Origin of the sequence: Algoriphagus aurantiacus (assembly GCF_035156405.1) — a bacterium.
GTDB lineage: Bacteria > Bacteroidota > Bacteroidia > Cytophagales > Cyclobacteriaceae > Algoriphagus > Algoriphagus aurantiacus.
The window spans coordinates 121,576-144,307 of record NZ_JAXRUT010000013.1 but is presented as its reverse complement, the minus strand read 5'-3'; the positions used below and the strand labels follow the sequence as shown (position 1 = coordinate 144,307).

The following is a 22,732-nucleotide window of genomic DNA, read 5'->3' as shown; positions in this document are numbered from 1 at the left end:
ACATACGTACAGGATTATTAAACTATCAGATAGGAATTCAATGGAAGCAAAATTTTCGAACAGAGTTAAAGAGGTGATCTCTCTTAGCCGCGAAGAAGCCCTTCGCCTGGGACATGATTACATTGGCACAGAGCACCTCTTGCTGGGGATGATTCGTGAAGGGGAAGGTGTTGCTGTTTCCATTCTTAAGAAATTGGGAGTGCCGATGGACGAATTGCGTAATGCAATAGAACGCGCTGTAAAAGGTACCGCAAATCACAACGTAAAGAATATGGCAAATATCCCTCTGACTAGACAGTCAGAGAAGGTGTTGAAAATTACTTATTTGGAGGCAAAAATATTTAAAAGTCAATTGATTGGTACTGAGCATTTGCTCCTATCAATTTTGAGAGATGAAGACAATATAGCTACTCAAATACTTAATAAATTTGAAATCAATTACGATTCGGTAAAAGAAATGCTGGAAATGTCATCCGATACTCCTCCTCGATCTAAAGCTGAGGCGGAAGACGGAGATGATGATGGATCTAAGCTTTTCGGTTCTACTGGAAGTGGTTCTGGTGCATCTAAGCCTGGAGCAGAGAAGTCAAGAACTCCCGTTTTGGATAATTTCGGACGGGATCTGACCAAAATGGCCGAGGATGATAAGCTTGATCCTATTATTGGTCGTGAGAAAGAAATCGAACGCGTTGCTCAGATTCTTTCCAGAAGAAAGAAAAACAATCCGATTTTGATCGGTGAACCTGGTGTAGGTAAGACAGCTATTGCCGAAGGTTTAGCACTAAGAATTATTCAGAAAAAAGTATCCCGTGTACTTTTCAACAAGCGAGTAGTGACTTTAGATCTGGCTTCTTTGGTAGCGGGTACGAAATATAGAGGACAGTTTGAGGAAAGAATGAAAGCCGTTATGAACGAGCTGGAGAAATCTCCGAATGTCATTCTTTTCATCGATGAGCTTCATACCATAGTAGGAGCAGGTGGTGCTTCCGGTTCTTTGGATGCGTCCAATATGTTCAAACCAGCATTGGCACGTGGAGAAATCCAATGTATCGGAGCTACCACGTTGGATGAGTACCGTCAATATATTGAGAAGGATGGAGCTTTGGCTCGTAGATTCCAGATGGTGATGGTAGATGCTACTACTCCAGAGGAAACTATACAGATCCTGAATAATATCAAAGACAAGTACGAAGATCACCATAATGTCAATTATACAGACGAGGCTATAATTGCCTGTGTGAAACTTTCTGATCGATATATTTCTGATAGATTCTTACCAGATAAGGCTATAGATATTTTGGATGAAGCAGGAGCTAGAGTCCATATCAATAATATCCATGTTCCGGAAGATATTCTAAAGCTAGAAGCTGAAGTAGAAGATATCAAAACTGAGAAAAACCGCGTGGTGAAATCTCAGAAATATGAAGAAGCTGCTCAGCTTAGAGATAAGGAGAAGAAATTGCTTGAGCAATTGGAAACAGCTAAAAATAGATGGGAAGAAGAAAGTAAGTCTAAACGATTTACTGTTGAGGAAGACAATGTAGCTGAAGTGATCGCGATGATGACTGGTATACCTGCAAAGAGAATCGCTCAGAAAGAAGGCGCTAAGCTTTTGAATATGAGTGTTGATTTATCAGGTAAGGTAATCGGTCAGGATGAAGCTATCAAGAAATTAACCAAAGCTATTCAGAGAACTAGAGTGGGATTAAAAGATCCTAAAAAGCCAATAGGTTCTTTTATTTTCCTAGGCCCAACGGGTGTAGGTAAGACTGAATTAGCCAAGATGTTGGCGACTTATCTATTCGATAAAGACGATTCCTTAATCAGAATTGATATGTCGGAATATATGGAGAAATTCTCCGTATCGAGATTGGTAGGAGCGCCTCCAGGTTATGTGGGATATGAAGAAGGCGGACAGCTGACCGAAAAAGTCAGAAGAAAACCATATTCTGTAGTCTTGCTTGATGAGATAGAGAAAGCTCACCCAGATGTGTTTAATATTCTACTTCAAGTGTTGGATGACGGTATCTTGACTGATGGTTTGGGTAGAAAAGTCGATTTCAGAAACACCATCATCATCATGACTTCGAATATAGGAGTGCGTGACTTGAAAGATTTCGGAGCAGGAATTGGTTTTGCTAGCCAAACAAAGGCTGACAATATGGATGAAGTGATGAAGTCGACTATTCAGTCTGCGTTGAAAAAGGCGTTCAGCCCAGAATTCTTGAATAGATTGGATGATGTGGTTGTCTTCAACTCTCTAACCAAAGAACATATCTTTAAGATTATTGATATCAGTTTAGGCAAGTTGTTTTCAAGAATCACTGACTTAGGGTACAAGATAGAACTGACAGAAAAAGCCAAGGAATTCCTAGCTGAAAAAGGTTACGATCAGCAATATGGTGCGCGACCGTTAAACAGGGCTATTCAGAAATATCTGGAAGATGCAATTGCTGAGGAAATCCTTAAAGGAGACCTTTCGGAAGGTGACATAATCACTGCTGATTATCTTGGTGAAGGCACAGAGCTTACCATTGCTGTGAAAAAGAAAGAAAAAGCTGATTAACAGTTAGCATTTAAAATAGATTGAAAGCCCTGAGCGATGAGTTCGGGGCTTTTTTATTGCTTTTTTTATAAGTTTATTTTCAAGACTGTGATTTTTTTGGAAGATCTGCGATTTATAGTATCAAAGAGTTTTAAAAGCAACCTGCTAATCTTTGTCTAGAGAAAAAGAATATTTCCTTTCCAGTATAGAATCCAATAAAGGGATCATATATAAAGTGGCCAATTCCTATTGTAAGGATATGGATGACCGGGAGGATCTAATCCAGGAAATTATTCTACAGCTCTGGAAAGCATTTCCAAGTTTCAAACCGGATTACAAGCTGAGTACATGGATGTATAGAATTGCCTTGAATGTAGCTATTTCGGCTTACAGGAAGGCTAGCAAGCGCAGGCTGGTTATTACGCCATTATCCGAAACTGCGATTTATTTAGAAGAGGATAAAAGTGAAGCGAATGACAATCGGGATCTGTTACAATCCTTGATCAAAGAGCTTAAGGAAATAGATCGGGCGTTAATTCTTCTTTACCTCGAAGGCTATTTATATCCTGAGATTGGAGAAGTATTAGGGCTCTCGGAAAGTAATGTGTCAACCAAACTTTCTCGTATCAAACTACACTTGAAAAAGAAATTCACAGCACAATAAGCATAATCATGGAAGATATCGAACTACAACAACTCTGGAAGTCTTACGATACAAGACTCCAAGAACAACTGGTCTTCAATCGAAAAAACGCCTCAGATATTACCAAGATGAAGATAAAAAGTGAATTGACTTCTATGCTTCCGATCAAAATCTTTACGGTTTTGGTAGGTGTCCTTTGGGTTTTATTTATGGATGTTTTGTTAATTAATTCTCTTCAAGTGGGCAACCTATTCTTTCTGTTCTCAATAGGATTTATTTCTTTGGTAAATAAAGTTGCTGTTGGGATCTATGCCTATCAGTTAATCCTAATTTCCGTAGTCAACATTAATGCTCCAGTGATGAGCACTCAGAAAAAGATTGCTGGAATGGTGACTTCTACGCTGTGGGTCACACGTATTCTTATGCTACAGCTGCCATTTTGGACTACATTTTTTCTTAATTCTGCATTGATTGGATCGGGGGGTACTATGTTCTGGTTAATCCAAAGCTTGGTTACATTAATATTTGCTGGACTTTCTATCTGGTTGTTTATTAATATTAGCTATGAAAATAGGGACAAGCGCTGGTTCAAATTTCTCTTTGGCAGCTATGAATGGACTCCTATCATGAAGGCACAAGAAATGCTTGTTCAGATCAACGAATACGGAGAAATCAATGATTAGCTCTTTATGAGGGATGGCTCATAAAGACTATAAAAAGAAAATTCTAAAAATGCCGGCCAAAGTGACCGGCATTTTTAGGGATGCTAGTTTTGTACTCCAGTCAAATCTCGTGAGAAAAATAGACGGGTGATAAAAATCCCTTGACCATCATCTACCCCCGCATTGCTTTCTACACCGGAGGTGACGTAAGTAAGGTTCCAGCCCTCGCTGATCATGCTATTGATCTTTGATGAGATCATAGCGTCATTGGAGGCGATGTTTTGAAAGTTGATCCCGGTCGCAGAAAAGAAGTTTAGCAATTTGGTTTCTTCCAGCTCATCAATTTTAATGTCCTTCCGACTGATTTCTTTTTGGTCACTTGTAGTGCCATCTGTTCTTGCTGTGGCAAATCCGGAAGCATCTACCTTGGTTTGCGAGTCGATAATCCGGGATCTACCAATTCCCATCGGAACGATAGACTCTACCACTGTGACAATTTTAAATTCCTGTTGGGAAGCCTTGGATGTTTCCTGCGCCTTTAATTGGCCTAACGAGGCCACGCTTACTAGAAAGATAATTAGAGCTTTGTACATGATGTGTTTTGGTCTAAATGTAAAAAGTGAAAATATTTGTTAAACGAATGGATGAGGTGGAGCAAACTGATCTGAATTCATAGGCTGTTGTCGGTCAATTATTTCTGAAAATCATAGATCATCACAAGAGCTGGATCCAACGACATCCCTCCTGGATTCAGGCCAGGCTTGCCTTCAGGGATTTCCATTCCCAATTTCTCGAAATATACTTCCCAAACCGGAAAAAAACCCTTTGATTGAGGATCTTTAAAAGTCATTGGCTGGATTTGGAATACAGGTTGTCCAAGGTTTGCCTTTTGAAGCGATAAATGGATGAGTTCTGAACAATAATAAGAATCATTGGATAAATCAAAACCTGAATCATACGGTTGACCAAGTAGCTTTTCTGCTTCCAGCAGAGCGGTAGGTAGCAGATGCCGGAATTCAGGTTTCAGTCTGCCCACCGCAACTTTTGGCTTTTGGTTGTCGTCCAAGTGACGGTTGAGAAAACTATCGATGGGAGTCTTTGATACGCCTTTGGAGATTGCCTCCAATACATACCATTCGTTATTTTCCTGAATCAGAAATCCATTGTGTGAAAAATCTCTTCCCTCATATCCTGAAGTCACTGCACGGATAGCATCACAGAAATCACCACAATCTCCATCTTGGAAGAGAATATCCCCTTCCTGCCAAACGAAATCAGTCTGATGATGACAGGCTACCTGAAAAACCAGGAAATAGGCCAAAAAAGCTACAGATAAGATTGGTCTCGCTTTCATGTGTTTATAATTTGGTTTTTAGTAGTTCACATAGCCTGTCCCGTCCCGATAGTTATCGGGATTGATTCGGAAGAATCTCGCATTACAGATAATCATCCCAGTGTGTGACGCTTGAGTCATGCTCGATTTCATGAGGACTATATCGAAAGGATAAAAAACAACAGACCTACCCCTAAAACCAAAATCATTTTTTGTGCCTTCTCTTTGATCTCGGGGGCCAGCTTTCGCTTTCGGATCACCAATACAGCTAAGCTCAAACCGACTAATTGAAGAGCTAATCCAACGCCGTTCAACGGTCCCATTGGAGCATCCAACACTTGGAAATAGCTATTTAAAAGAGCAAGTATACACATCACAATGCCAGTGATTCCGAATAAAAAAGAACGCTGAAGTAGTGTCTTGTCTGAATGGTCAGTCCATTTCATTTTTTCTGATTCAATAATTTAGGCGCAAGATACAAGACTTCCCACTACTGACATTACCTCAGACATGCTTTCACTTTTTAACTTTCAATTGCTCCAACCTTGAATCGAAATAGTTGCCTATTTCATTTAAAGTCATCGCATTCAACGTCATTTCTTTGGTAAGTCCGCCTTTTCTACCCACAAGAACACCATATTTCATATCTGCATAGCCATCCATTTCGTGGGCATCGGGATTGATAGAAAGCATCACGCCTTGATCTATTGCGTACCGTACCCATCTCCAATCCAGATCGAGTCTCCACGGATTGGCATTGATTTCGATGACCACATTATTTGTTGCACAGGCGTCTATGATCGCCTTATGATCTATCGGGTAGCCCTGTCGGCGAAGAAGCAATCTTCCTGTAGGATGACCCAAAATAGTGGTATAAGGATTTTCAATAGCAGTTATTAACCTAGTTGTCGCTCGCTGGATATCCATATTCAGAATAGAGTGAACAGAAGAAACGATGAAATCAAAACTTGCCAACACATCGTCCTCGTAATCCAGTTTTCCGTCAGAAAGTATGTCGCTTTCTATTCCTTTGAAAATCCGGAAAGGAGCCATTTCTTTATTGAGTGCATCAATTTCCTGATGTTGTTTTAGGATTTTTTCCACTTCCAATCCTCCGGCATAAAAAGCTGTTTTGCTATGATCCGAGATCCCTAAGTATTCATATCCCAATTCTCTACAATACTCAGCCATTTGCCTCAGGCTATGCTTACCATCACTATAGGTGGAGTGATTATGAAGGATACCTTTGAGATCTTTTTCGGTCAGCAGTTCAGGGATTTTGTTCCCTTTAGCTAGGGCTACTTCTCCAAATCCCTCACGCATTTCAGCAGGGATATATTGAAGGCTATTGATACTAAAAAACTCAATTTCGCTTGAATAATTCTTTTTCTGAAGCTTTTGAGCTACGCTTTCCTTCTCATCCACTAGGGTTTCCAAGTGAAGCGGTGAAGCTATTAGCGAGAGCTTCTTCCAGAGGAAATCCTCTTTAGAGCAAAAGTGAATGCTCACTCGAAGGTCTATTCCTTTCAATTTCCCTCTAAGCGTTCTGGGACCGGATTCGAGCAAAATCCACTCAATGGAGTCCATTGCTTTGATTGTGGATTTTATAGCAGGCAGTTCATCTGATGCAAATAGAAATTCAGCTTCGGTGATGATTTCCAGCTTTCGCGCAAAATCACCCACAATTGCCAAATCTGCCTCTGGAGCCAATTCCTGAAATGTTTCTTCCAGTTGACCCATCAATTTGACAATTTCGGCGTAAAGCCATTTACCAGAGTTAGAAGCTGTGAATTCCAGATTTTGGATGATAGTGGTCTGGGTTTTTTCTCCGAAGCCTTTGATTTGGGCTACTTTTCCTGATTGACAGGCTTCCATCAACTCATGCGTAGAGGTAATGCCAAGTTCTTCCCAGAGTATTTTGACCTTCTTTGGTCCCAAGCCTTTGATTTGCAGAACTTCCAGAATTCCTTCAGGAGTTTTTGCCAATAACTCCTCAAGTAGTGGGAAAGTATCTGTTTCTTTCAGCTGCTGGATTGCTTCCAACATACTTCTCCCTACTCCTTGAATCGTTGCAAGTTCTGTAGCACTCAACATCATGATGTCCTGATCTCCACGTTCCAAAGAAATGAGCGCACTTTGGTAGCTTCGGATTTTGAAAGGGTTTTCGTCGTGAAGTTCCATCAGCTGAATGCTGAGTTTTATTTTTTTCAGAAGAGTCTTGTGATCCAAAATTTCTTGGGTTGTGTGAATGTATTCAGACAAATGTCTTGAAATAATGTTTCAATTTAAGGGGCTAAGGCTTAACTTAAAATTGAAATTTGATTTTCCATAAGCCAATATTTGCAAAATGCTGGAATGGAGCAGGATCCATTCTCCTATTCAGGGCTTTTGAATTGAGAGAATGTATTTACCTTATGTGAATCAATTGCTTGTAACTTTTAAATAACAAATAGTATGAACTATTGGATGGTCAAGTCTGAGCCAGAATCGTATTCCTGGGATGATTTCGTTGCAAAAGATGAAGATGTGTGGGATGGTGTGAGGAATTATCAGGCTCGGAACTTTCTTCGGGAAATGCAGTTAAGAGACTTGGTGTTTTTTTATCACAGCGGAAAAGAAAAGGCCATTGTAGGTATAGCTGAAGTGAGTCAAGAGCAGTTTCCTGACCCAGCAGATGAAGCTTGGACGGCAGTAAAATTGAAAGTGAAAAGCCAGTTGAAAAAGACTATTCCCTTAGCAGCAATCAAAGCCGAGGACAGGCTTTCCAATTTACCTATGCTGAAGCAATCCCGCTTGTCAGTATCACCAGTTAGTAAAGAAGAGTTTGAAATACTTATAAAAATGGGTTCATGAAATCGAGCATGACTAAGAACGTCAATGGTAGGTATTATTATTGCCCTGCGAGATTCTCCCGAATCAAGTTCGGGACAGGCTATATGACCATTGAAAAACAATTATAAACAGATGAAAAAAGCAGTTCTAATTTTATTTCTTTTTATTCTTGGACAGCAGGTATTTGCGCAGCTCAGATTCATTGAGCGCTATGAAGTGACCTCTGATCTGAATGATCCCTTGTTTGAGATGATTGACTCAGAATCTGGATTGGTTAGCTTTCGGACTCTTCCAGAGAAAGGGCTGAATTTGAGACGGGTATTTCAATATTTTGTCGTAGACTCTTCGCTGAATTCAGCGGATGGCTTGATAGAATTTCCTGTAAAGGAAGGGTATGATATGTTGGGCTATGATACTGATAAGAACCATCTGTTTATTCTTTTCACTAAAGGATACGCTATGAATTCAGAAAAGTATTTGCTTCAAGTGGATTTGGAAACCAAAAAAGGATTAGAATCTGTAGTCGATAATGTACTAAATATGGAGTTGGTGGAATTTTTGGTTCAGGATCAAAAAGCTATTTTCATGGGGACTTCGGATAGTAGACCGGTTTTGCAGATTCATGATTTGGTAACCAAAAGTGTCCATACTCTGCAAGGAATTTATGGGAACGACACGCAGATTCTTCAAATACGTAAAAAGCCAGAAACAAAATCATTGGAAGTGGTATTGAGCAGGAAGGGAGCGTATAGAAATCGTGATTTGATTATCAATTCCTATGATATGTTGGGGAATGTCATTCAGGAAGTGAAAGTTGATCAATTTGCCGATCAGGGGCAGGAGATTATGGATGGGATTTTATTGTCCACGGGGAGCTATCAAGAAGCAATGATAGGGGCATTTGGACTGGACCGAAGAAACACCTATCAAGGCATGTACATTATGGATATCAATGAATTTGGAGAGTTTGATTTCAAACTTTACACCCTGAAGGATTTTCCAAATTTCTACAATTACCTCAACGAAAAGTCGAAAGGAAAAAGAGATAATGAAATCCAAAAGGAATTAGATAGAGAGAAGATCCCAGGCATTAATAGCCTGTACTCAATCCGCGATGTACGCCAAACCCCTAATGCCTACTACGTTTACTTTGATCAATATACGGTATCCAATAGTCGGTCTGGATACCAAAACGGGAGGTATTCGCCTACAGGAGGCTACCGATACGACAGGTGGAGCAGAATGGGAACGACTATCTACAATGATCCATATTTGGCTAATCGCTTCCCAATGTCTAGTAATTACCAAACAGTTCCTGAGTACAGATATATTTCTGCGCACTTTGCGAAAGTAGCCAAGACAGGTCAGGTGCTTTGGGACAATGCTATTTCTTATAATGAAATGGTAACTAACTATCCTGAAGCATTCGGAGAAGTGGCAGTAGTGGGAGAGGATTTGTATCACATGTTTGTAGAAAACGAGACTATCAGGCTGAGTTTTTTCAGAAATGGAGAAAGGATATTTGAAAATCAGGAGTTTGAATTGGGTTTGGTCGATAAAAATGAACGAATTAGAGATACCAATGAGGAGAGCTTGAAATTGATTCATTGGTACGACAGATACTATTTGCTATCTGGTACACAGCGCGTCCGATTCTTAAATGAGGCAGGTACTGATGAGACCAGAGGGGTTTACTTTCTTACCAAAATAGTGGTAGATGGGGATTTGTATAAGCCAGAAGGTCTACCAGACTAGATTTTCTTTTTATATTTACCCGCAAATCTACCCCATGCAAAAAAGGCTAGTCTTAGACGAAGGACAGATTAAGATCATACTCAGACGGTTCTGTCATCAACTGATAGAAAATCACGATGATTTTGACAACACCGTACTTTTAGGTTTACAGCCTAGAGGACCAATATTGTTGGATCAAATCGTAAATCTTCTGGAAGAAATATCCGGGGTGAAAGTTCCTTCAGGATATCTCGACGCTACGTTTCACAGAGACGACTTTCGCAGGAGAGATTTTCCGCTCAAAGCAAATGAAACCAAAATCAACTTTCTGGTTGAAGGTAAAAAAGTAATCTTGGTCGATGATGTACTGTACAAAGGCAGGTCAGTCCGTGCTGCGATGGATGCGATGATTGCTTTTGGCAGACCTCAGAAAGTAGAGCTTATGGTGCTGGTTGACAGAAAACTCACCCGGGATTATCCTATCATGCCAGATTATTATGGTATTCGTGTGCATACGCTGGAAAGCCAATATGTGCTAGTGGAATGGGCTGAGAATGGGAATGAAAAAGACGCAATTTGGATCACAGAGAAAGTTAAAGCTTAACCATGTCGCAACTCAGTACGAAACATCTACTTGGAATCAAGAATCTGACAGAAGATGATCTCCAGCTTATTCTTGACACAGCGGCAAATTTTAAAGAAGTGATCAATCGCCCGATCAAAAAAGTACCATCTCTTCGTGATATCACCATTGCCAATGTGTTTTTTGAGAATTCCACCCGAACAAGACTCTCTTTTGAGCTTGCCGAAAAAAGGCTTTCGGCGGATGTAGTGAATTTTTCCTCATCAAATAGTTCGGTGAAAAAGGGGGAAACACTAGTTGATACAGTGAATAACATCCTTTCCATGAAAGTTGACATGGTGGTGATGAGACATTCTAGTCCTGGCGCACCACATTTTCTTTCACGAAATGTAAATGCAAATATTATCAATGCTGGAGATGGGACTCACGAGCATCCAACTCAGGCGCTGCTTGACTCTTTCTCTATCAAAGAAAAGCTAGGAGACGTGGCAGGAAAGAAAGTCGCAATTATTGGAGATATACTGCACTCCAGGGTTGCACTTTCTAATATATTTTGTCTGCAAAAACTAGGAGCTGAAGTGATGGTGTGCGGGCCTATTACCTTGCTCCCAAAATACATAGCCAGTCTTGGGGTGAAAGTAGAACTGGATGTAAAAAAAGCACTGCAATGGTGCGATGTGGCTAACGTCCTTCGAATTCAGCTAGAAAGACAACAAATCAAGTATTTCCCAAGTTTACGGGAGTACTCACTCTATTACGGAATCAATAAGAAGCTATTGAGCCAGTTGGATAAGGAAATTGTAATCATGCATCCCGGTCCGATCAATCGTGGTGTGGAACTAAGCTCGGATGTGGCCGATTCGGAACACTCTATCATCCTAGAGCAAGTGCAAAATGGAGTAGCAGTCAGAATGGCTGTACTTTACTTACTTGCAGGAACTAAAGGATAAGATGATTTGGATTTCAAATCATAGATCTGACATCCCAAATCTAATATCATTTACCTCCATCTACCTCCACCGATAAATGCGCCGAAGGTAAATCCAAAGTATTGATTGATAGCCTCACCGATTATTTCACCAGAGGCATTTTGCAAATTACTAGCAGGTATGAAGTTATATTCAGCTCCCATTCTGAATTTTCCAAGTTCTATTCCTGCCCTTACCATTGGTGCCCATTTGAAATTAGCCTCCAAGTCGCCGAAATTATCCGGAGAGTTAAAGTCATCGCTATTTACCTCAATATTGCTTAGTGCATAATAACCATAACCAGCACCGATGAAGGGAGCAAGGTTGCTTCCTTCTCTATGAAAAAAGTAATCAAAAGTGCCTGATACAGAAATGTTTCCAGCTATCTCTCCTTCATAATCTTCAGATATGTTATAGTAAGTGACATCCTTTGCCAAGGCTGTTGTTCCGAATCTAACTCCCACTGACACATTATCGGCTACATTGATTTTTGGTTCAACATTAAATAAAACACCAATTCCCCCTCCTTTTGGGATAGCTGGGCCTGCTTCCAGATCAATTCTGAACCTGCCGGATTGCTGAGCCATTGAGGCTCCTGAAATTGCAATGAAAAGGAGCAATGCAAAAATCTTTTTCATAGGTGAGCGATTAAGGAGATGAATTCATTTAAAAACTCACTTCAAAAAAGATTCCAAAAATTCGTAACCTATCACTAAGCAGGTTAGTTTTGGCTTCAAATTCACTTTTATGCTAAGCGTAATCAATCTCATAAAAACCTATGGCAAGCAGAACGCTGTCAACGACATTTCATTTGAACTGCAAGGAGGAGAGGTAGTAGGGCTATTGGGACCAAATGGAGCAGGCAAAAGTACGACAATGAAATGCATTGTGGGCTTGCTTCGCAAGACCTCAGGAGAGATTACTTTAGGAGGACATGATCATTTGAGTGTGGAGGCAAAGCGGCTTTTTAGTTACATTCCAGAGACGCCTTATGTCTATGATCTGCTAACGGTGCATGAGCATATGCAGTTCATAGCTCAGGCTTATGGAGTGAAAGAGTGGAGGCAGAAAGCCGATGAGTATTTAGAGATATTTGAGTTGGCAGATAAAAAAGACAAACTCGGGCGAGACTTATCTAAAGGCATGCGCCAAAAGGTATCCATTTGCTGTGCTTTACTTCCTGATCCTCAGGTATTGTTTTTCGATGAACCGATGATTGGTTTGGATCCTAAAGCTATCAAAAACACCAAAAAGATTTTTAGAGAGTTAAAGGAAGCTGGAAAGACAATTCTAGTCAGCACTCATTTGATTGATAGTGTAGAGTCAATAGCAGACAGAGTGATGATTCTGAAAAACGGCAACATAGTAGGCAATGACACGATTTCGAACCTTAAGCAGCAATTTGTACAAGAAGAAGGGACTTCATTAGAAGACTTGTTTTTAGAAATGACTAAAGATGAATGAAATCCGACTATTATTCAGGAAGGATATTTTCATCCTGATCAATAATATTAAGCTAATACTCAGAAATCCTCTTCGGCTTTTACCGTATGCAGGTATTGCAGGCTATATATTTTTTATGTATTACCTACGTCTAAAGAACAGAGATGAGGATGAGTCTGCTCAGGAAATGCCAGCATTGGATATCAATGGCATTCCTGAAGTGAATTTTGCGATGCAAAATATAGTCGGTGGAGTGACAATACTGGCCTTGGTTATTCTTATTTACCAGCTTTTTAGAGCTACAAAAAACAATGTTAGCTTTTTTAAAATGGCTGATGTGAATCTGCTTTTTACCGCGCCCGTTAAGCCGGAAAATATCCTGATTTATTACATGGGACGGTCTATATTGCCTTCTTTGGGTGGTGCAATCATCTTTGTGGCTTATGCGTCCAGCCAGGCTATCGACACGTTTGACTTGACTGTCGCGAATTTTGTATTCCTGACACTGGCTTTTGCCTTGTTCTTTTTTATTGTTTCTCCTATCAAATTTCTGGTTTACACGCTGAATAGCAAGTACGATGTAATGGAATACATCCGGACTGGAGTGATAGTATTGGCGGTTTTACTCTCTGGGATGATTATTATTCCAGGCCTATTGGCAGAAAAATTTTGGCAGGGAATGTTTGCTTGGATTACCTCTCCTTGGTTTGATTTCTTTCCTATCGTGGGATGGAGTCGCGGAATTGCAAGTTATCTTTCTCATGACAATCTGATTTTGTCTATAGGTTTTATATTCCTTTATGGCATTTCTTACTTTGTTATTTTAAAGTTGGTCATTCGCTTTGCAGGCTATTATTACGAAGACGTGCTGGAGGCGACCAAGTCTAATGAAGAAAAGCTTGAGAAAGTTAAAGGTAAAAAGCACGTTGAGGAGAGCTCCTACAGTCTGAATTCAAAAAAGAAACTTGCGCTTCCAGACTTTGGAACGGGAGCCAAGGCTTTTTACTGGAGGAATTATGTGCATAGCTCACGGCAGGATTTTCATCCGCTTTTTGGGCTGTATTCTTTGATAATGGTTGGGGTAGGAGTAGTGCTGTCTGTACTTTCTATATTTGAATGGTTTTCACACTACTTCTTGTATGGATATCTACTGATAATGCTGTTTATATATTTCTTTGCGGGAATAGGCAGAGCAAATGTAGGAGACCTGAAAAAACCCTTTTTCATATTGGTTCCTGCTTCCTGGCCATCTAAGTTTTGGAATATGATTAAGCTGGATATCCTTCAGATTGGCTTGTTTTGCTTGGCATTGATTATTCCTTCTGTGCTGATAGCAGGATTAAACTTGTATATCATTCCACTTTTCTTGTTTGCAACACTGGAAGTGTATCTCATCGGCTTCGGTATTAATATAATACCTCAAATAGCCTTAGATGAGGGCTGGGACAGGAAGTTGATCAAACCATTTATGATAGGAGGGATTATTCTTTTTGGTTTTGTGCCTGCATTTGCTTTTAGTATTGTCGCATTTATAGTTTCCAAACAATTCGTCTGGGCGCTTTTTGGAGGAACATTTGGGATGTTTTTCGTAGCTGCTATACTCATGCATGTGACGCTGGATGTATTGAAGCGACTGGAATTCAAGGAGATGTAGAAGTCGCAGTTGACTGTATTCAGTCGCAGTTTGCAGTGCTCAGCCATGTTATCCTGCTTCTCCAGAAGCTGGATCCAATTTGAACTTTTATTCTCTGTTTGTGCCTCTCTTTCAGGAAGGAAGTTCACCTAAATGAAAGTTTTTCCATCGCCGCCGTTCGTGTCGCACGAATGGCTTTTTTCTAGAAAGTCCATCTTCATGAAGGTTTTTCTAGGGCAGTGTCGAGACTGCATTGACATAGGTTCGAGTCAGGAGACTTGAACTAAACAAGTCCCAGAGAAGTGTCAATAGCTAGCGGAAACCTTAGAAAGTAGTCTGACATCTTCTCAGCTTTTGAATTAGAAAAGCCGAATTTTATTCTGTTTTAACTTTTCAGTAGTCGCATCAGCAAGAAAATTCCTGTAATTTTAACCTGGATTATGCATTAGGATTCGTAGCGAGGTTTCAAACAGCAAGAAAATCAGTCACTTTGGAGATCGAGTCCGCCGAGGCGGATACGGTAAGATCGAAAAGTTCGGCTGATTTTGAAGCAGATTGAAGCCGGAGTAGATTTTCTAATGCATATTTCAGGTTTATGTTACCAATTTTAACCGACTATGATCTACAACTCAATAATCGATACCATCGGAAACACCCCGATGATCCGCTTGAATAAACTTGCCAAACACATCAAAGGAGAGGTTTTGGTTAAGGTAGAATACTTCAACCCTGGGAACTCCATGAAGGATCGTATGGCGATCAAAATGGTGGAGGATGCCGAAAAAGAAGGTTTGTTAAAGCCAGGAGGAACGATCATAGAAGGGACTTCTGGAAATACTGGTATGGGTTTGGCCTTGGCGGCAATTGCCAAAGGTTATAAGTGTATTTTTACCATGGCGGATAAGCAGTCAAAGGAGAAAATAGACATTCTCAAGGCTGTAGGGGCGGAAGTGATCGTTTGTCCGACAAACGTATCCCCAGAAGATCCACGGTCATATTATTCCATTGCAAAGAAATTGAATCAGGATATTCCGAATTCTTTTTACCCAAATCAATACGACAATCTATCCAATACAGCCGCTCATTACGAGACGACTGGGCCTGAAATCTGGAATGATACTGATGGCAAAATCACGCATTATGCAGCTGGTGTAGGAACCGGTGGATCTATGTGTGGAGCAGCGAAATATTTGAAAGAGCAGAATTCAAATGTGGTGACTGTGGGAATTGATACTTATGGTTCGGTTTTCAAAAAGTATAAAGAGACTGGGATATTTGACGAGAAAGAAGTCTATCCATACCTGACTGAAGGGATTGGTGAGGACATTCTTCCAAAGAATGTAGACTTTGATATGATCGACCACTTTGTGAAAGTGACAGACAAGGATTCGGCTGTGATGACACGTCGATTGGCTAGGGAAGAAGGCTTATTTGTAGGTTGGTCTTGTGGATCGGCCGTACATGGAGCTTTGGAATGGGCAAAGGACAATTTGAAAGAAGGTGATCAGATGGTAATAATTCTTCCTGATCATGGTACTCGCTATTTAGGCAAAGTTTACAACGACGAGTGGATGAGGAATCATGGTTTCTTGGAAGACAAGACTTTCTCTACGGCAAGAGATATCATTGCGCAGCGGAATGGAGCATATACGTTGGTTTCATCGTTGAAAACCGACTCAGTGAAGGAAGCAATCGGTTTGATGAATAAGACAAGTGTCTCCCAGATCCCTGTGATGGAAAATGGAGAAGTAGTTGGAAGCCTGACAGATAATAAATTGTTGGCAAGAATCATAGATAACCCATCTCTGAAAGATGCAAATGTTGCTGATGTCATGGAAGATTCCATGCATTTTGTGGCTCTGGATAGTACGCTGGATGTGCTTTCATCTATGGTAGAAAAAGAAAAGGCGGTACTCGTGCGTGATGTGCAAAATCAGATTCACATCATTACTAAGCATGATATATTAGAAGCTTTTACAAAGTAAATTAATTGAATGGATCAAGGTAAAATTCTACGAATCATCGATTCGGGAGTAGATTTTAATATTGGAGAAATATTCAGCAAAGCCTGGGAGATGTTTAAATCCCGGGCTTTGTTCCATGTGGGATATATGGTTTTGATAGGGGCAGTTCAGGCTGGATTCACTGTTTACTTAGAAGATTTCACATTTCTCTACACTATCTTTTTGGCTCCGCCACTAGTCTGTGGATTTTACTTAGTGGCAAACCGCCAAAGCCAAAAAGAATATATTGATTTTCAGAATTACTTTGATGGTTTCAAATACTGGTGGAATCTAATGTCTGCTAACCTCATTAGCTCCATTGTGATTGTACTCGGGATTATATGCTTTGTGGTACCAGGAATTTATTTACTCATTGGCTACATGTTTTGCCTTCTATTTGTGATTTTTGGAGGGTTTGATTTCTGGACTTCTATGGAGCTGAGTCGTAAACTAGTTCATACGAACTGGCTGAAATTTTTTCTGTTTGGTCTAGCATTATTGGCGCTCAATATTGCAGGATTACTCTTTCTGATTGTTGGGATCTTCGTAACGATTCCAATGACTTATCTTGCTGTTTATATTCTTTTTGAAGAGCTGACTATTGATGCTGTGGAGGAATCGAAGGATAATATCATTCATGTGTGAGAAGCATAGCTTCCAGTCTCGATTGGCATTTCTCTAAGAGTTCGTTGACTGCATTATCAGATGTGGAAGGAGGATAAATAGGCTTAGAATAATAAATTTTGACTTTGCCCGGACTGATCAAAAGTGATCCCTTTTTCATGATTTTATTTGCGCCGATCACGGCTATCGGCAGGATAGGAATTCTTGTTTCTATTGAAAGTCGAAATGCCCCGGATTTGAATGGAAGGAGAGCGGATTCACTATCATTTCGTGTACCCTCAGGAGCAACGACTGCTGAGATTCCTTGATTAAGAAAAGTCACCAACCGACCTATGCTTTTCCTTCTTGATTCGGCATCTGTTCTATCTACCCAGATGGCTACTTTACCCACCACCCAACCAAAGAATGGGATTTTGGATAATTCTTTCTTTCCCAATGCTCTTACTGGCTGAGGAATGGCAAGCGGGATTATTGCAGCGTCTAAGAATGAGCGATGGTTAAAGATATAGATGTATGGTTGGGTGCGATCAATAATATCTCGTCCATGGAATTCATAGCGTATCCCTGAGCCAAAAGACCAAACTCGTGCCCAAATTCGAATAAATAAAAAAGATAGTTTACCTCCTGTTGGACTGATGCTCAAAGGGATGACTATAAAAAGCCCTAGGATCAGGAGCAGTGTGAAAAAAAGCACAATGGAGTAAATGGTAAATATTGCTTGGATGATTTTTATCATTCGAGGGAAATGGTAATTTTGGGTATAAATTTAATCTTCACTCTTTGCTTGCAGGAGCCTCCGAGCGTTCGGGGGCTCTACTTTTTTGTATGCCTTACAAAATATAGTTTTTTTTGGAGGAAAATCAGTTTGTCCACCCAGCAAAGCTGATCGCTTGGATCAGAGCAGGTTTTACTATGAATAGGGATTTGATTTGTTGTAAAAGATTGTTTTCAAGAAAAGCATCATTAAATTAGTGGAATGAAATGCTAATAAGCATTCTACTATACCATTTATAAGAGTAATATTCCAAGTGAATCCAACTCCAAGAACCTATGTGCATCATTCTTACCACCATCTTCGATGAAGGGGTAGGATTGCTATGGTTTTTTGGTAAAAAATATAGAGGCCTATTCCTTCCGGGATAGGCCTTTTTGTTTCTAGCGCTACGCTGCTTCTCCAGAAGCAGAATGAAAATGTGAGATATTTAGTAAGTATTGAAAATCAGTCCAGCTTCTGGAGAAGCAGGACAAGTGAAAAACGTATCGATCCTTAATTTAATCAAATTATAATGAAGTGAAAATTTATGGAATAAGTGGATTGGGAGCAGATAAAAGGGTATTTGAAAATTTAACCCTCAATGCTCAATTTATTGCACTTGATTGGATAGAGCCATATATAGATGAGTCAATTGAATTATATGCTTTAAGGCTTTCAGGCAAAATAGATGAAAATGAAGAGTTTGGTGTTTTGGGGGTAAGTTTTGGAGGCCTCGTTGCTGTTGAAATAAGTAAGTACTTAAACCCAGTAGTAACTATTCTCATTTCTTCTGCAGAGACATACAAAGATTTAAGGCCAATTTTTAAAACTATTGGTCAAACTGGGGTTATAAAGCTATTACCGACTAGGTTCTTTAATCCTCCAAGGAGGTTGACGTCTTACCTTTTTGGAGCAAAAAACAGGACTTTGCTATACGAAATTTTGAATGATACTAATTTGAGTTTCACAAAGTGGGCTATAAATGAGCTATTGAATTGGAATAATGAAGAAAGACTGAATAGCGTATTAAAAATTGAAGGAGCACGAGATAAACTTATACCCCCGGCTAAGAATGAAAATTCGATAGTGGTTGAAAGTGGAGAACATTTTATGATTGTAGATAAAGCAGTAGAAATAAGCCGGATCATAAATGGGGAGCTAGACTTAATCTGATAGTTCTGCTGCTTCTCCAGAAGCAGCAGAGATCAAGCCTGGTTTGATAGTCAGTCCAGCTTCGGGAGAAGCAGGACAACGGACAAAGTTTAGCTTCAGAAGAAGCAGGACAACCGGGGAGCAAGAATAATAAGGATTGGGATCATGTGGTTTGTGGGGACACAAACCACGGCGAGATATGAAGTAAGTATTGAAAATCAATCCTGCTTCTGTAGAAGCAGGACAACGGACAAAGTTTAGCTTCAGAAGAAGCAGGACAACCGGGGAGCAAGAATAATAAGGATTGGGATCATGTGGTTTGTGGGGACACAAACCACGGCGAGATATGAAGTAAGTATTGAAAATCAATCCTGCTTCTGTAGAAGCAGGACAACGGACAAGAGTGAATAAAAAAGCAGAATATACCCAAATACCATGAACATGAACACAAAACAAAAAAACTGGGTCTTTACCGACCCGAGACTCCAAAAACTAAGGCAGGAGTATGAATTGTACACGGAGGAGGATTTTAAAGTCTGGAAGATTCTCTTCGAACGTCAAATGCCTAATTTGCCGAAAGCTGCGTCCAAAGCTTATCTGGAAGGAGTGAAGCTGGTAAAGTTTACGGCTGATAGAATCGCCAACTTTGAACAGTTGAACCAAGTTTTGGCGAAAAGTACAGGTTGGGAAGTGCATGTAGTTCCGGGGCTGATTGACGATGACTTGTTTTTTGGACTGTTGAATAACAGACGGTTTCCTTCTTCCACTTGGCTTCGTACCATGGAGCAGCTGGATTATCTGGAGGAACCCGATATGTTTCATGACGCTTTTGCACACATGCCACTGCTAACAAATCAGCCCTATGTGGACTTTTTGGAAGACCTCTCTGGAATTGCCCTAAAGCATATAGACAATCCTTGGGCAATCCAGTTGCTGAGTAGGATTTACTGGTTTACTATCGAGTTTGGACTAATAAAAGAAGAAGGTGAGTTAAAAATATACGGTGCAGGCATCCTAAGTTCGGCTGGAGAGACTAAATTCAGCCTTTCAAATGAACCTGCCCATTTCGATTACGATGTGCGTAAGATTCTGAATCAGGAATACTGGAAAGATCGCTTTCAGGATAAATACTTTGTGATTGAGAATTATGAGCAGCTTTACGAGTCGCTACCGGAAATTGAGGAAGTGCTGGAGGAGATGCTGGTGGGGAAAGAAGAGTAAAGTTTGTAAGAAGTGAAAAGTAAAAAGTCGGGTGACCGATGACCGGTGCAGACTCATCGGACATCGGACATCGGACATCGGACAATACATGAAAATAGCAGTTATTAAATATAATTCCGGCAATGTGCAGTCGGTGCTCTATGCAATGGAGCGATTGGGAGTGGAAGCTGAATTGACCGATGATCCTGAAAAAATCCGTGCCGCTGATAAAGTGATCTTTCCCGGTCAGGGAGAGGCAAGTTCTGCCATGAGATACTTAAAAGAGCGAAAGCTTGATCAATTGATTTCTGAAATCAAACAACCATTTTTGGGTGTTTGTTTGGGCTTGCAACTCCTATGTGAGCATTCAGAGGAAAATGATACCGAATGTTTGGGGATTTTCCCTGTTAAGGTGAAGCGATTTGTGCCGGAAAATTCTCAGGAATTCAAAGTGCCGCATGTGGGCTGGAATGAGTTGGAAAACATGGTTGATAATCCACTCTTAAAAGATCTTCCGGCTGAGCCATTTGTATATTATGTGCATAGCTTCTTTGCCGAGTTGAGCGATTTGACCATTGCCCAGACGCATTATATCCATGATTTTTCCGCCATACTCCATCGGGATAATTATTATGCCATTCAGGCTCACCCGGAGAAAAGTGGATTGGTAGGCGAAAAATTATTAGAGAACTTTCTCTCAATCTAAATAAATCCCCTCGCCCTCCGCCGCGGCGGAGGGAGTTGGCTCAATTATAACTCAAACCTTAAACTGTGAAAGTCTTGAATCTTGTGTCTTGACTCTAACTACTTACAGAATGGAAATAATCCCAGCTATCGACCTCATCGGAGGCAAATGTGTCCGACTAAGTCAGGGCGATTACAGCAGCAAAAAAGAATACCATGACGATCCATTGGAAATGGCCAAGCGCTTTGAAGGAGTGGGTATTCGTCGTCTACATTTGGTGGATTTGGATGGTGCCAAAGCCAAAAAGATTGTGAATGCGGATGTTTTGCAGCGGATCAGTGCCGGCACAAGTTTGCAGGTTGATTTTGGTGGAGGCATTCAAGCGGATGAGGAAATTGAGAAAGCCTTTACATTGGGAGCTAAGCAAGTGACAGGAGGAAGTATTGCTGTGAAGAATGCTGCGCTGTTTGAAGCATGGATTACCAAGTATGGTTCTGAGAAAATCATCCTTGGAGCAGATGCCAAGAATAAAAAAATTGCTGTGGGAGGTTGGGAAGAGACTACAACAGTTGATTTGATTCCTTTTATCAAAGACTATGTTACCAAAGGAATTCACTATGTGATTTGTACCGATGTCGCGAAAGATGGGTTATTACAAGGGCCTTCTGTCGATTTGTACAAGGAGATTTTAGAAGAAATTCCTGGTGTTAAATTGATTGCCAGTGGGGGAGTTTCCTCAGTCAAAGATTTGGAAGATTTGGAGAAAATTGGAGTATATGGGACGATTGTAGGAAAAGCATATTATGAGGGAAGAGTGACGCTGGAGGAACTGGCTGCTTTCGTGTTATGAAAAGATCATATTGATATTTACGATTTTAGAATTACGATTTACGAGATTTTCGCCAATGCTACTCTCACTTTTCAATCCAACCAATTTAAAAATATATAGATTACAGAATGTCGATTGGGGTTCAAATCAATGCCGTACATCCAATATCGTAACTCGTAATTTAGAATGCTGAATAATGAAGTATTTAAAGGTGAAGTTAAATAATGCTTACTAAACGAATAATCCCCTGCCTAGACATCAAAGAGGGACGTACTGTCAAAGGAGTCAACTTTGTGGAGCTAAGGGATGCAGGTGATCCAGTGGAGCTTGCAAAAATCTACTCTGATGAAGGAGCGGACGAACTGGTGTTTTTGGATATCACAGCTACGGTGGACAAACGTAAAACATTGGCCGAACTCGTGACCAAAGTGGCTAAAGCGATCAATATCCCTTTTACAGTTGGTGGAGGGATTTCTACGGTGGAAGATGTGAAAGTATTACTAAATGCCGGAGCAGATAAAATCTCCATTAATTCATCAGCGGTAAAAAATCCTCAGATCATCAATGAAATGGCGGCTGAATTCGGCTCCCAATGCATCGTGGTCGCCATTGATACTAGAAATGTGGATGGAATTGACTTTGTACATACGCATGGCGGAAGAAAGGCAACTTTGCTGAAAACACAGGCTTGGGCTCAGGAGGTCTGTGATCGGGGAGCAGGAGAGATCTTGCTTACTTCCATGGATCATGACGGCACGAAGGCGGGTTTCTCCAATGAGCTTTTGGCAGAGATTTCATCTGCACTTTCCATTCCGGTGATTGCTTCAGGCGGTGCGGGAACGATGCCACATTTCAAAGATGTGTTTAACTTTGGCAAAGCGGATGCTGCATTGGCGGCAAGTATCTTTCACTTTAAAGAAATAAGTATCCCCGAATTGAAAGGATATTTGGGAAGTGAAGGAATAAGTATTAGAAAGTGAAAGAACCTTTGAGATCTATACCGAAAGCTATCGGGGGGACCTCGAAGGTTTATAATGATTTTAGAGTATTTCCTTAAAAGTATATAAACTTTAAAAGGACAAAATAGTTGAAAATAGTCAAAACCTTCG

At 40.4% G+C, this 22,732-nt stretch carries 23 protein-coding genes; 16 read left to right on the top strand and 7 right to left on the bottom strand.

Annotation, left to right across the window (positions count from 1 at the left end; genetic code table 11):
• Window positions 1-40: 40 nt before the first annotated feature.
• The 3 genes from SYJ56_RS14215 (at window position 41) to SYJ56_RS14205 (ending at window position 3,871) form a co-directional block, all read left to right on the top strand.
• The gene (locus SYJ56_RS14215) at window positions 41-2,566 is read left to right on the top strand and encodes an ATP-dependent Clp protease ATP-binding subunit (protein WP_323835161.1); all 2,526 of its coding nucleotides are present in this window, start codon (window positions 41-43) and stop codon (window positions 2,564-2,566) included.
• Window positions 2,567-2,717: 151 nt separating this feature from the next.
• Complete coding sequence (locus SYJ56_RS14210; protein WP_323835159.1) at window positions 2,718-3,209, top strand: RNA polymerase sigma factor; 492 nt, start codon at window positions 2,718-2,720, stop codon at window positions 3,207-3,209.
• 8 nt (window positions 3,210-3,217) lie between these two features.
• Window positions 3,218-3,871, top strand: coding sequence for a hypothetical protein (locus SYJ56_RS14205; protein ID WP_323835157.1), 654 nt, complete (start codon window positions 3,218-3,220; stop codon window positions 3,869-3,871).
• Window positions 3,872-3,954: 83 nt separating this feature from the next.
• Here SYJ56_RS14205 and SYJ56_RS14200 read toward each other — a convergent pair whose 3' ends face one another.
• The 4 genes from SYJ56_RS14200 to SYJ56_RS14185 all read right to left on the bottom strand — a co-directional run bounded on the left by SYJ56_RS14200 (window position 3,955) and on the right by SYJ56_RS14185 (window position 7,364).
• A complete protein-coding gene (locus SYJ56_RS14200; protein ID WP_323835156.1) occupies window positions 3,955-4,443 on the bottom strand; it encodes a hypothetical protein in 489 nt (162 codons plus the stop codon).
• Between the two features lie 98 nt (window positions 4,444-4,541).
• Window positions 4,542-5,204, bottom strand: coding sequence for a YiiX/YebB-like N1pC/P60 family cysteine hydrolase (locus tag SYJ56_RS14195; RefSeq protein WP_323835155.1), 663 nt, complete (start codon window positions 5,202-5,204; stop codon window positions 4,542-4,544).
• Between the two features lie 137 nt (window positions 5,205-5,341).
• Window positions 5,342-5,629 carry a hypothetical protein gene (locus SYJ56_RS14190; protein WP_323835153.1) on the bottom strand — a complete coding sequence of 96 codons (288 nt, stop codon included), beginning with the start codon at window positions 5,627-5,629 and terminating at the stop codon, window positions 5,342-5,344.
• A 70-nt stretch (window positions 5,630-5,699) separates the two neighbouring features.
• Complete coding sequence (locus SYJ56_RS14185) at window positions 5,700-7,364, bottom strand: helix-hairpin-helix domain-containing protein (RefSeq protein WP_416377802.1); 1,665 nt, start codon at window positions 7,362-7,364, stop codon at window positions 5,700-5,702.
• Window positions 7,365-7,637: 273 nt separating this feature from the next.
• On the opposite strand from SYJ56_RS14185, the gene SYJ56_RS14180 reads away from it, so the two are divergent.
• The 4 genes from SYJ56_RS14180 (at window position 7,638) to SYJ56_RS14165 (ending at window position 11,282) form a co-directional block, all read left to right on the top strand.
• Window positions 7,638-8,036, top strand: a complete 399-nt coding sequence (locus tag SYJ56_RS14180) for an EVE domain-containing protein (protein ID WP_323835149.1) — start codon at window positions 7,638-7,640, stop codon at window positions 8,034-8,036.
• Window positions 8,037-8,147: 111 nt separating this feature from the next.
• The gene (locus tag SYJ56_RS14175; RefSeq protein WP_323835147.1) at window positions 8,148-9,770 is read left to right on the top strand and encodes a transcriptional regulator; all 1,623 of its coding nucleotides are present in this window, start codon (window positions 8,148-8,150) and stop codon (window positions 9,768-9,770) included.
• 34 nt (window positions 9,771-9,804) lie between these two features.
• Window positions 9,805-10,353 (top strand): bifunctional pyr operon transcriptional regulator/uracil phosphoribosyltransferase PyrR, encoded by a 549-nt coding sequence (gene pyrR, locus SYJ56_RS14170; RefSeq protein WP_323835145.1) that lies wholly within the window; start codon window positions 9,805-9,807, stop codon window positions 10,351-10,353.
• A 2-nt stretch (window positions 10,354-10,355) separates the two neighbouring features.
• Complete coding sequence (locus SYJ56_RS14165; RefSeq protein WP_323835143.1) at window positions 10,356-11,282, top strand: aspartate carbamoyltransferase catalytic subunit; 927 nt, start codon at window positions 10,356-10,358, stop codon at window positions 11,280-11,282.
• Window positions 11,283-11,332: 50 nt separating this feature from the next.
• Here SYJ56_RS14165 and SYJ56_RS14160 read toward each other — a convergent pair whose 3' ends face one another.
• Window positions 11,333-11,938 (bottom strand): outer membrane beta-barrel protein, encoded by a 606-nt coding sequence (locus SYJ56_RS14160; RefSeq protein WP_323835141.1) that lies wholly within the window; start codon window positions 11,936-11,938, stop codon window positions 11,333-11,335.
• Between the two features lie 109 nt (window positions 11,939-12,047).
• Between SYJ56_RS14160 and SYJ56_RS14155 the strand changes: the two genes are divergently transcribed.
• The 4 genes from SYJ56_RS14155 to SYJ56_RS14140 all read left to right on the top strand — a co-directional run bounded on the left by SYJ56_RS14155 (window position 12,048) and on the right by SYJ56_RS14140 (window position 17,024).
• Window positions 12,048-12,764, top strand: coding sequence for an ABC transporter ATP-binding protein (locus SYJ56_RS14155; protein ID WP_323835139.1), 717 nt, complete (start codon window positions 12,048-12,050; stop codon window positions 12,762-12,764).
• On the top strand, window positions 12,757-14,397 hold the full coding sequence (locus SYJ56_RS14150; protein ID WP_323835137.1) for a putative ABC exporter domain-containing protein: 1,641 nt from the start codon (window positions 12,757-12,759) through the stop codon (window positions 14,395-14,397). Before SYJ56_RS14155 ends, SYJ56_RS14150 begins: the two co-directional genes overlap by 8 nt.
• Window positions 14,398-14,993: 596 nt before the next feature.
• Entirely contained in the window at window positions 14,994-16,361 is a 1,368-nt protein-coding gene (locus SYJ56_RS14145; protein ID WP_323835135.1) for a pyridoxal-phosphate dependent enzyme, read from the top strand.
• Window positions 16,362-16,370: 9 nt separating this feature from the next.
• A complete protein-coding gene (locus SYJ56_RS14140) occupies window positions 16,371-17,024 on the top strand; it encodes a hypothetical protein (RefSeq protein ID WP_323835133.1) in 654 nt (217 codons plus the stop codon).
• On the opposite strand, the gene SYJ56_RS14135 is transcribed toward SYJ56_RS14140, so the two are convergent.
• A complete protein-coding gene (locus tag SYJ56_RS14135; protein WP_323835131.1) occupies window positions 17,011-17,739 on the bottom strand; it encodes a lysophospholipid acyltransferase family protein in 729 nt (242 codons plus the stop codon). The genes SYJ56_RS14140 and SYJ56_RS14135 overlap by 14 nt on opposite strands.
• Window positions 17,740-18,294: 555 nt before the next feature.
• Here SYJ56_RS14135 and SYJ56_RS14130 point away from each other — a divergent pair.
• Window positions 18,295-18,930: an alpha/beta hydrolase gene (locus SYJ56_RS14130; protein ID WP_323835129.1), complete on the top strand. Its 636-nt coding sequence runs from the start codon at window positions 18,295-18,297 to the stop codon at window positions 18,928-18,930.
• Here the strand turns inward: SYJ56_RS14130 and SYJ56_RS14125 are convergent.
• Entirely contained in the window at window positions 18,922-19,242 is a 321-nt protein-coding gene (locus SYJ56_RS14125; protein ID WP_323835127.1) for a hypothetical protein, read from the bottom strand. The two genes, SYJ56_RS14130 and SYJ56_RS14125, sit on opposite strands and share 9 nt — an antisense overlap.
• A 108-nt stretch (window positions 19,243-19,350) precedes the next feature.
• Between SYJ56_RS14125 and SYJ56_RS14120 the strand changes: the two genes are divergently transcribed.
• The 4 genes from SYJ56_RS14120 (at window position 19,351) to hisF (ending at window position 22,603) form a co-directional block, all read left to right on the top strand.
• Complete coding sequence (locus SYJ56_RS14120) at window positions 19,351-20,130, top strand: phenylalanine 4-monooxygenase (RefSeq protein WP_323835125.1); 780 nt, start codon at window positions 19,351-19,353, stop codon at window positions 20,128-20,130.
• Window positions 20,131-20,218: 88 nt separating this feature from the next.
• Window positions 20,219-20,815 (top strand): imidazole glycerol phosphate synthase subunit HisH, encoded by a 597-nt coding sequence (hisH, locus tag SYJ56_RS14115; protein ID WP_323835123.1) that lies wholly within the window; start codon window positions 20,219-20,221, stop codon window positions 20,813-20,815.
• Window positions 20,816-20,924: 109 nt separating this feature from the next.
• Entirely contained in the window at window positions 20,925-21,644 is a 720-nt protein-coding gene (gene hisA / locus SYJ56_RS14110) for a 1-(5-phosphoribosyl)-5-[(5-phosphoribosylamino)methylideneamino]imidazole-4-carboxamide isomerase (protein ID WP_323835121.1), read from the top strand.
• 203 nt (window positions 21,645-21,847) lie between these two features.
• Window positions 21,848-22,603, top strand: a complete 756-nt coding sequence (gene hisF / locus SYJ56_RS14105; protein WP_323835120.1) for an imidazole glycerol phosphate synthase subunit HisF — start codon at window positions 21,848-21,850, stop codon at window positions 22,601-22,603.
• The last annotated feature ends 129 nt before the right edge of the window (window positions 22,604-22,732 follow it).